This is a genomic window from Ferdinandcohnia sp. SAFN-114 (assembly GCF_059415045.1).
Window position 1 is genome coordinate 37,726 of the sequence record NZ_JBPFDQ010000042.1, and the last position, 9,298, is coordinate 47,023.

At 34.8% G+C, this 9,298-nt stretch carries 7 protein-coding genes; 1 reads left to right on the forward strand and 6 read right to left on the reverse strand.

The window, feature by feature from the left end:
* Positions 1–19: 19 nt before the first annotated feature.
* The 6 genes from ACR65M_RS14630 to ACR65M_RS14655 all read right to left on the reverse strand — a co-directional run bounded on the left by ACR65M_RS14630 (position 20) and on the right by ACR65M_RS14655 (position 7,406).
* Positions 20–1,264, reverse strand: a complete 1,245-nt coding sequence (locus tag ACR65M_RS14630; RefSeq protein ID WP_440273671.1) for an MFS transporter — start codon at positions 1,262–1,264, stop codon at positions 20–22.
* 132 nt (positions 1,265–1,396) lie between these two features.
* Positions 1,397–2,878, reverse strand: a complete 1,482-nt coding sequence (locus ACR65M_RS14635; RefSeq protein WP_341333568.1) for an extracellular solute-binding protein — start codon at positions 2,876–2,878, stop codon at positions 1,397–1,399.
* Positions 2,879–3,150: 272 nt separating this feature from the next.
* Positions 3,151–4,617 carry an extracellular solute-binding protein gene (locus ACR65M_RS14640; RefSeq protein WP_341333569.1) on the reverse strand — a complete coding sequence of 489 codons (1,467 nt, stop codon included), beginning with the start codon at positions 4,615–4,617 and terminating at the stop codon, positions 3,151–3,153.
* Positions 4,618–4,910: 293 nt separating this feature from the next.
* The gene (locus ACR65M_RS14645; RefSeq protein ID WP_440273672.1) at positions 4,911–6,071 is read right to left on the reverse strand and encodes an acyl-CoA dehydrogenase family protein; all 1,161 of its coding nucleotides are present in this window, start codon (positions 6,069–6,071) and stop codon (positions 4,911–4,913) included.
* Between the two features lie 181 nt (positions 6,072–6,252).
* A complete protein-coding gene (locus ACR65M_RS14650) occupies positions 6,253–6,600 on the reverse strand; it encodes a DUF2680 domain-containing protein (protein WP_121447078.1) in 348 nt (115 codons plus the stop codon).
* Positions 6,601–6,713: 113 nt separating this feature from the next.
* Complete coding sequence (locus ACR65M_RS14655) at positions 6,714–7,406, reverse strand: YjbE family putative metal transport protein (RefSeq protein WP_121447079.1); 693 nt, start codon at positions 7,404–7,406, stop codon at positions 6,714–6,716.
* Positions 7,407–7,573: 167 nt separating this feature from the next.
* Between ACR65M_RS14655 and ACR65M_RS14660 the strand changes: the two genes are divergently transcribed.
* A complete protein-coding gene (locus tag ACR65M_RS14660; protein WP_440273673.1) occupies positions 7,574–9,235 on the forward strand; it encodes a DUF2157 domain-containing protein in 1,662 nt (553 codons plus the stop codon).
* Positions 9,236–9,298: the final 63 nt, after the last annotated feature.

Here is a 9,298-nt window from a genome sequence, read left to right on the forward strand (position 1 = left end):
TATATGAGACTTTGAAGATTTATCTTAGATTATGATTATACGGACTACTTCTCTTTTTTGTTAAAAATGATTGTTTATTTATAGCTAAATATGGGATAAACCATTGGAACACCGCTAGTGAAAACAGAACGATTGGTATACTATCTGCTTCAATGCCATTAACAAAAATTAAGAAAATGATTATCCCAAAACCTCTACCTAAATTGATTATTGTCTCCCTCAATACAACTGCTTCTGTCCTAAAATTTGACTTTAAAGGGAGATGTCCAATCATATTATAGTAAAAAGCTTCGTATGCATTTCCTTGCAATGGCTTGAATATGGAATAAATAGACATGAACAAAATCACCGTTAAAGCCGATAAATCTGCTAGTAAAAATATAGCTGAAAGTGTGAAGCCCACTGCAGAAATAAGTAAATACTTTACCGTACCTTCGGCTTGAGCAAACCTAGAAATGAAATAACTCGCTATTATTGATAACGATAGGAAAACAATGTTTAAGTTAGCTACTGTTTGTTCCTGAAGGAAAATCTCATATAATAATATCGATGGAATAAATGATAATATCCCATGTGGAAAACCTAATATAAACCAGCCAAATAATGATCTCTTAAACCCTGGTTCCCTTTTAATTATTATTGGTAGGTATTTCATATAATAGGATGTATGATGATTTTCTTCTTTTTTCATTTTTAAGCTTCCCAATGCAGCAATTGCAAACATTACAAATGCCGCTCCAAAGACAATCATATAACCTTGGAATCCCGAATATAGGCCAATGATAAATCCTGCGATTGCCGGTCCTGAAAGATTCGTTCCATTCATAACAATGGTATTTATTCCTAATACCCTGAGGCGATTTTCATCCGTTGAAACCTCATGTACAATCGTAAAATATCCCAGCCAATATAAAGCCTGCGAAATGCCTTTCATGATTGCAAATAGGATATAAAACGTCACGATTTCTTCTTGGGCTAGTAATATAAAAAGATAAAAGAATGCAGTTATAAAGATACCTAATCGATACGCGAGTAGTTTTCCCTTCCTTTTAGCAAACTTACCAATTGAGAATGTTGTCATTGCCTGGGCAAGAATTGCTACTAAATTGAAGATTGCATTGATTAATAAACTATTGGTTAATCTCCATAAATAAATATTGAGAAAGATTAAAGACATCGAATTTCCGAATTGGTATATGGCATGATTCACAAGGGAAATTACCGCTTGTTGATTTAATCTCCTCGCCTTTTCAATGCGTAACATATGGTACACTTCCCTAAACTACAGATTAATAGAATAATAGGTATTACCATTACCCATTTATTCATTTTGATGTTGTAATAAAATAAAAGGCTGTATGGACAGCCTTTTATGCTAGTAGTAAGAGTTAAAGTATTATTTAGACTTCTTATAAGACTCGTTAAATTCTTTAATTACATCGGCTCCGCCAGACTTCTTCCAATCCTCGACTGCCTTTTCAAAGCCCGCTTTATCAAGATCTCCTAAGATATACTGATACGTTGCATCTGTAATTTTTTGAGCAAGAAGTTCTCCTTTTTCCGCAAAAGTGGCAGAGTCAAGTGCATTTGTTGGATTATGAATCAAGTAATTTTCATTATCAATGATTAATTCTTCCGCTTTTTCCTTAGCAGGTAATGTAAATACCCCTTCATATCTTCCGTTTGTACTAGGCTCACCAATTTCAATTGCTTGGTAAGGTTTTACTTCACGGTTTGTTAAATCTTGGTCCTCAGATGCTAAAGCTCTACCATCTTGTACTTCATAGTGTTCACCTTCAACACCCCAGAAGATTAGGTTCGCAATTTCAGGAGTAGCTAATTTATCAAAGAAACCTAAAATTCCTTTTAATTCTTCTTCTGATTCGACAGCAGATTTAGGGAATAATACAACGTTACCGTAACCAGGGATTGCCCATACACCAAATTCTCCATTTGGACCCTTAATGTTATTATGAACATCGTACTCAATGTCGGGATTTAGGGCTACTGCATCCTTGTGAAGGCTTACAACGTCAGCCATTGAACCAATATACATTCCTGCAGTACCGTTTTTGAAGAATGCTTGTTGATCTTCTTTACTTGTTACTGGGAAGTCTTGATTAATATATCCATTGTCACGAAGGTCTTTAAAGAAATCCATTGTTTGCATATACTCGTCAAACATAAATTCAGGAAGAAGTTCTCCATCCTTTTCTCCCCACTCATTCGGAGTTCCAAACCAAGAAGAAACAGTTTTAAATGCTCCATATACTAAATCACTACGGTCAGTTAAACCAAATGTATCATCCTTACCATTGCCATCTGGATCTTTTTCAGTAAATGCTTTAGCCATTTCATAAATATCCTCAGTTGTTTCAGGAGTTCCTAGACCTAACTTCTTAGCCCAGTCGCTTCTATAAATTAAACCTTGGCGAGATAATGGTCTTCCTTGATAGATTGAATAAATCTTTCCATCTACAGCTGTATTAGCTAAGATTTGTTCATTTAATTTACTTAAATTTGGAAACTCGTCTAAATATGGACCGATTTCCCAGAACTGACCATCACGGATTGCTTCCTTAAATTGAATAAAAGTTGTTTGGTTTTTCAAGAATACAGCTTCTGGTAAAGTTTCTGTTGCAAACGCTGTGTTCAGTTTTTCCTCATAACTTGTATCAGGAGTCCACTGGATAGTAAGATCCACACCCGTTTTTTCCTCTAACAACTTCTCAATTTTGTCGGATGGAACTTCTGGTGTGTGAAGGTTAGCCATAAGTGTAAAGCTAACTTTCTCATTGGATTCTTTTGGCTTATCAGAACCCTTGTCTCCTGAAGCGCTTTCATTTGAACAAGCAGCTAATCCGCCAACCCCTAACATCAACGCAAGGGATAGGCCTAAAAACTTCTTACTTTTCTTCAAAGGTAATTCCCCCTATTTATTTTTTTAGTACACCTTAAATTTATCTCCATGTCCTAATAATGTGAATAATCAAATTCTCACATATACCTATAATATCAAGGTTTGTAAACACTTTCATTGGCGATTATTAGAAAATGATTATCACATTTACAAAATTTTAATAACCTTCACAAAATGAATATGAAAAAAAGTGAAAGCATCATTTCAGCCCTCACTTTTGTACTTTGAAACTACTTGTTTAAATTCTGGTAAGCTTCATTAAATTCTTTAATGACATTTTCCCCACCGGATTTTTTCCAATCTTCAATTGCTTTCTCAAATCCAGCCTCATCAAGATCACCGAGAATATATTGATATGTTGCATCTATCATTTTTTGATTCAGAAGTTCTCCTCTTTCTGCAAAAGTAGGTGAATCAAGTGGGATTGTTGGGTCATGAATTAAATAATTTTCATTATCTACAATTAGTTTTTCAGCCTTTTGTTTAGCAGGAAGGGTATGGACTCCTTCATATCTTCCATTTGTCTTTGGTTCACCAATTTCAAGTGACTGATATGGTTTTACTTCCCTTGTTGTTAATTCAGTATCCTCTGAGTTAAGTGCTCCACCATCTTGAACGGTATAGTGTTCTCCCTCAATTCCCCAGAATATCAAGTTTGAAATTTCAGGTGTAACTAATTTATCGAAGAAACCAAGGATATCTTTTAATTCTTCTTCACTTTTAACAGCTGATTTCGGGAATAATACAACGTTTCCGTAACCTGGGATTGCCCAGATACCGTATTCACCATTAGGACCTACAATTTTATTATGAACATCAAATTCAACATCTGGATTAAGTTGTTTCGCATCTTTATCAATACTAATTACGTCTGACATTGATCCAATGTACATACCAGCAGTTCCGTTTTTAAAGAATGCTTGTTGATCTTCTTTACTTGTCACTGGAAAGTCTTGGTTAATATAACCGTTATCACGTAGCTTTTTCATAAAGTCCATCGTTTGTTTATACTCATCAAACATAAACTCAGGGAGAAGTTGTCCATCCTTTTCACCCCAGTTGTTTGGAGTCCCGAACCAAGATGCTACAGTTTTAAACGCACCATATGATAAGTCAGCACGGTCTGTTATTCCAAATGTGTCATTTTTACCATTTCCATCTGGATCATCTTCCGTAAATGCTCTAGCCATTTCATAAATATCATCTATTGTTTCTGGGGTTCCTAAGCCTAATTTTTCTGCCCAGTCTTTTCTATAAATCAAACCTTGGCGAGATAATGATCTACCTTGGTATAACGAATAGATTTTACCATCAACAGCAGTGTTTTCTAGGATTTGTTGATTTAACTTACTTAGATTTGGAAACTCATCTAAATATGGGCCAATTTCCCAAAACTGTCCATCACGGATTGCTTCCTTAAATTGGATGAATGTTGTTTGATTCTTTAGGAAAACAGCCTCTGGCAGTGTTTCGGTGGCAAATGCTGTATTTAACTTTTCTTCATAGCTCGTATCTGGAGTCCACTGGATAGTCAAATCAACATCTGTCTTTTCCTCTAGAAGCTTTTCGATCCTATCAGATGGAACTTCTGGTGTGTATAGGTTTGCCATAATCGTGAAACTAGTTTTACCGTCTTTATTTGTGTTGTTAGAAGCACCAGAGCTTGAACATGCAGCTAGTCCACCTGCTCCTAGCATTAATGCTAAAGACAAACCTAAAAATTTCTTTTTACTATTTTTCAAAACTATTTCCCTCCTAACAGGAATGTATATTACTCTCTCAATTTATTTGATTTAAAGGGTTCCGTAAATAATCACTATCTTAGTTACTCTTATTATATAAGGCTCTATAGGCATTTACGAGTTTTGATAGTAAGAAATTGATTACCTATTTATAGAAATTAATATTATTCTAGTCAACATATTTTTTACTATTAAAATAAAAAAAGTAGCCGCGAACAGCGACTACTTTCTCATTCAATTAGATTTAGTTAATTTTCCATTTCTTTAAATGCTTGATCCGCTAATTTTGCGATTGTCATGTCATCCATTGGGGGATTATGGAGTCCCGCTCTTACATCTCTATAATAGCGTTGTAACGGATTGGACTTTTGAAGGCTCTTTGCCCCAACAATCCGCATTGCTTTATCTACAACGGAAATAGCGCTATTTGTAGCAATATATTTTGCAAGTCCGAGCTCCGAACCAAGCTGACTTCGATCATCTGTCTTATCCCATTTGTCAGCAATTGCATATAGAATATGGCGTGCCTTTAAAAGCTCTGCTTCCATTTCTCCCACATTCCGCCTTACATTTGGAATCGTTTTAATCGGTCCATTTAGACTGTTAGGTGAATATTCGTTTGCAAATTTCACAGCATAGTTTCTTGCCGCCATTGCAATTCCCAAGTAGCAAGCCGGTATATGAAGTAGCGAACCATTTGGAGTTGCTTTTTGCTCAGGTGTCACCATTTCAACTAAATCATCTTCTTCCAACACAACATTTGTAAGGACAAGATCGTGACTCCCTGTACCTCTCATGGAAATTGTATTCCAGGTTTCTTCGATCATTACTCCGGGCTTAGACCTTTTCACTAAAAATTCCCCGATTTGGTCCGTTCCATCTATTGAGGCAATTACCCCAAAATAATCGAGGACTGGAGACATAGTCGTAAAAGATTTTCTTCCAGAGAGGACCCACTTATCCCCTTCTTTTTTAGCAGTTGTTTGAGGTTTACCTCCCCTCGTTGGACTACCCGTTTGAGGTTCAGTTGCCGCTCGATTATAAAGAGCACCTTGTAAGACCTCTTTTGCATAAAATGATCGTTTTTCTTCCTTCCAACGCTTTTTATCAAATAAATCCATAGTTGCCCCTAAATGCCAGCCAATTGATAATGCGGTAGAGCCATCACCTACTGCAAGTCTTTCTTGAAGTAAAACAAGGTCATATAAGGAAAGCCCCTCTTTCCCACCATATTCCTTAGGAACGGAAAGGCTAGTATATCCAGTATTTCTTAGTTCCTCTATATTTAATAGAGGGAACTCGCCTGTTTCATCATACTCAGCTGCTCTTTCATTAAACCTTTCTGCTAATTCACTCACCAGCTTATATAATCGTTCTTGTTTTTCTGTTTTAATAAATGAAATGGGCATTTTCACCTCTCCTTTTGCAAATACCCTTAAGTATTTAATGTTTTTATTATACTATTCCTATTGGAATAAATAAAAAAGGATGCCTAAATATGAGGATGTGATACCAAATGAGAAAATGATTATTTGAATTTAATAAAAAAAGCTAGACAAAACAGAACATGTTTTACCTAGCTTATTATTATTAATTTTTGTCATTATCATTTCTATCGTCATCATCTTTGTGCTTTTTATGATGATGCATTGGAATGTATCCGTGTTCTTTGATCTTTTGATAATGTTCGTCTAACCAGTTTAGTTTTTTATCCGCTTTTTCTTTTGTAAGGACACCATATTCAACGTATTTGTTAATAATCTCCTTTTTTGTATCAAGAAGATCAAGATACAGCTTATCAAGCTCTTGCTTTTGCTGATCCGTTAATTCTACCTTTGGCTTTTGGTCGACGTTCTCCATTTCAGCAGATACTTGAATTTCACCTACTAACAAAAAACTTAGAAATAATGCTAAACCGGTAAAAATTATCCTTTTCATAATAATACTTCCTTTCTGCTTATGTACAAAACTCGTTTTTAGTATCCATTATTATCCATTATTTATACTAAATATTTTATGAATATCAAAAGGCAGCCAAATGACTGCCTTTTTTAAGAAGCTTTTTGTTTTTCTTTAATTGAATGTGATTTCGTTTTCTTCACCTTTGTTCCAATTAGTACAACCGCAATAATGATTATCGCCTCAAATGTGTACCTAAACCAAGGATTATCAAAGAAGTCTTGTAGAATTGGCTCTCCTACAATCATTTTAGCTGCAGTATAGGAAAGGATAGCTGCACCTATTGTAACAATGATTGGAAAGCGGTCAATTAATTTAATGAAAAGCGTACTTCCCCAAACCATGATTGGAACCGATATGATTAACCCTGTTATGACCAAAACAAAGTTACCATGAGCGGCACCTGCTACTCCTAGAACATTATCGAGTCCCATTAAAGCATCCGCTACGATAATCGTTCTAACAGCGGCTGCAAAAGAACCCTTGGCTTCTATTTCATGTTCATCTTGGTCATCAACAAGAAGCTTATATGCAATCCAAATGAGAAGAATGCCGCCAACTAGGTGCAAACCAGGTAACTCTAAGAGCCAAACAACAGCTAATGTAGCTGTAGCCCGGATAATAATTGCACCAACAGTTCCCCAAAGGATTGCCTTCTTTTGTTGTTCCTTTGGTAAATTTCTTGCCGCTAAACCGATAACAATCGCATTATCGCCAGCTAAAACGAGATCAATTACTATAATCGCAAGTAGAGCTGAAAAAAACTCTGCTGAAAAGAATTCCATAAGTAATTCACCTCAAGATTAGGTTTCCCTAAGCTTTTATGAATTTGTTCATTAAATATTGGTATTAGAACTGGCAAAATATATTATAATCAATACAACGATTCATCTTAACCACATATAGTATGAGTAGGATATTTATTTTTCCTTGAGGAAATGGGGAGTATGATATGAAGAAGTTGATTCCTTTTGGTTACTTCGCTTCGATAGTTTTGATATTATCTGGAATTCTTTACTTTTTTGCTGCTAACTGGCCTGAATTTTCACGGTATGAAAAGCTTTCGCTTTCGGTTGCGGCTATGATTTTGTTTTATATCTTATCAGTACTTTCCACAAAACTACTTTCACAACAAGTATTTTTAGGAAAATGGTTTTTAGTGGGTGGTGCGATCACCTTTGGTTTATCTATTGCATTAATTGGTCAAATTTATAATTCTCATGCCGACAGTTATGTACTATTTCTTGTTTGGCTAATACCAGTTATACTGCTTGCAATAAGCACAAATTATGCTCCTTTTTCCATAATGAGCTTTATCCTTTTTCATCTCGCCTATTGGTTCTATATGAATCCATCATCATATTTCATTGTTCGCACAGATTTTCAAGAGTGGCTCATATATCTTGTAATTGCAGTACTTAATCTCATTCTCTTTATCCTTACTTTTACTCCGGTATTGGATAATAAAGCAATTCGCTACATGTCATATACCATGACACATATTATGTTAATCGGAATGAGTATTTTCGAATTATATGAACCATATAGTGGCTGGACGAATATCTTATATATTTTGTTTGCTGCTGTTTGTTATTTTTATCTTGCATCAAAGAAAATTGATAAGTATCTTTCCATTATTCTTTTCACAATGGTCAGTATTTATGTCTGTACAAAGATTATTGAAATTCCATTTTTATTCGGAGAATCAATTGGATATCTTGGCTTGCAATTACTAGGTTCAATTGCCTCTATCGCTTTAATTATCGGCGGAATATTGTTGGCTAGGCATTTATCATCCAAGCATTCTGAAGCTCCTATAGGTCAAGCAATTAAAGGTACGTTAATCGTGATTGTTACACTCATTGGTTCCTTCATGTTTTCAATAAGCTTTGGAGGAGTTCTCTTCCTAATATTCTCTAGCTTCTATGCTACGGTTGTTTTAAGTTTATTATTTATTTCTATAGGTTTATTTGTGAAAAAGCTTGGGCCATATGTCCGAAACACGCTTCTGTTTATCGGATTTTTCTCAGGTCTACTGGAAGCATTTTTCCTATCTGCACCCATTACGATTTTCTTTTTAAGCGTTTCTATTGTCGTAACAGTTATCATGAAAGATGGAAACATAAGATTCTTAAGCTACACTACAACCATCGGATGTTTAATAAATCTAATATTAGATGAATTAGGAATGTGGGTCCATTTAGAATTTGTATTCATAGGTATTGCACTAGTCAATGCAATAATCTATTATTTTGTTCGAAAGCAAGCTACATTAAAACGAATAAGTTTGTTTTACGCCTTACTCTTTTTCTACGCTCTTACCTTTTTAGATCATTTACTTTGGCAGGAAATAATCTATAGCTTTTTGTTTTTTATCATAACAACAGTACTTGTTCTTTTCTTCTCACGAAGAGACGATTTATTTTTATTTAGAATGACTTTAGTGTTCTGGATTGCACTATTTATATCAACTTATTACGACCTTGTTTGGTCTCTTGTACACAAATCACTGTCACTACTATTGATTGGACTTATTTTCTTCATAATCACTCAATTCTTTGAACGAAGGACTGATAAAAGTGAATTAAAGAAAGTAAAGGTTGAACTGACCTAGCCAAATGAGACATATATAAAACACCTATCCATATTAAATTTAACACTTTTTCATTAATTTGAT

Excerpts from the sequence above, each read along its gene's own strand:
- ACR65M_RS14650 (WP_121447078.1), bottom strand. The coding sequence starts at position 6,600 with ATGAAAAGGATAATTTTTACCGGTTTAGCATTATTTCTAAGTTTTTTG.
- ACR65M_RS14630 (WP_440273671.1), bottom strand. The coding sequence starts at position 1,264 with ATGTTACGCATTGAAAAGGCGAGGAGATTAAATCAACAAGCGGTAATT.
- ACR65M_RS14660 (WP_440273673.1), top strand. The coding sequence starts at position 7,574 with ATGAAGAAGTTGATTCCTTTTGGTTACTTCGCTTCGATAGTTTTGATA.
- ACR65M_RS14645 (WP_440273672.1), bottom strand. The coding sequence starts at position 6,071 with ATGCCCATTTCATTTATTAAAACAGAAAAACAAGAACGATTATATAAG.
- ACR65M_RS14640 (WP_341333569.1), bottom strand. The coding sequence starts at position 4,617 with ATGCTAGGAGCAGGTGGACTAGCTGCATGTTCAAGCTCTGGTGCTTCT.
- ACR65M_RS14635 (WP_341333568.1), bottom strand. The coding sequence starts at position 2,878 with ATGTTAGGGGTTGGCGGATTAGCTGCTTGTTCAAATGAAAGCGCTTCA.
- ACR65M_RS14655 (WP_121447079.1), bottom strand. The coding sequence starts at position 7,406 with ATGGAATTCTTTTCAGCAGAGTTTTTTTCAGCTCTACTTGCGATTATA.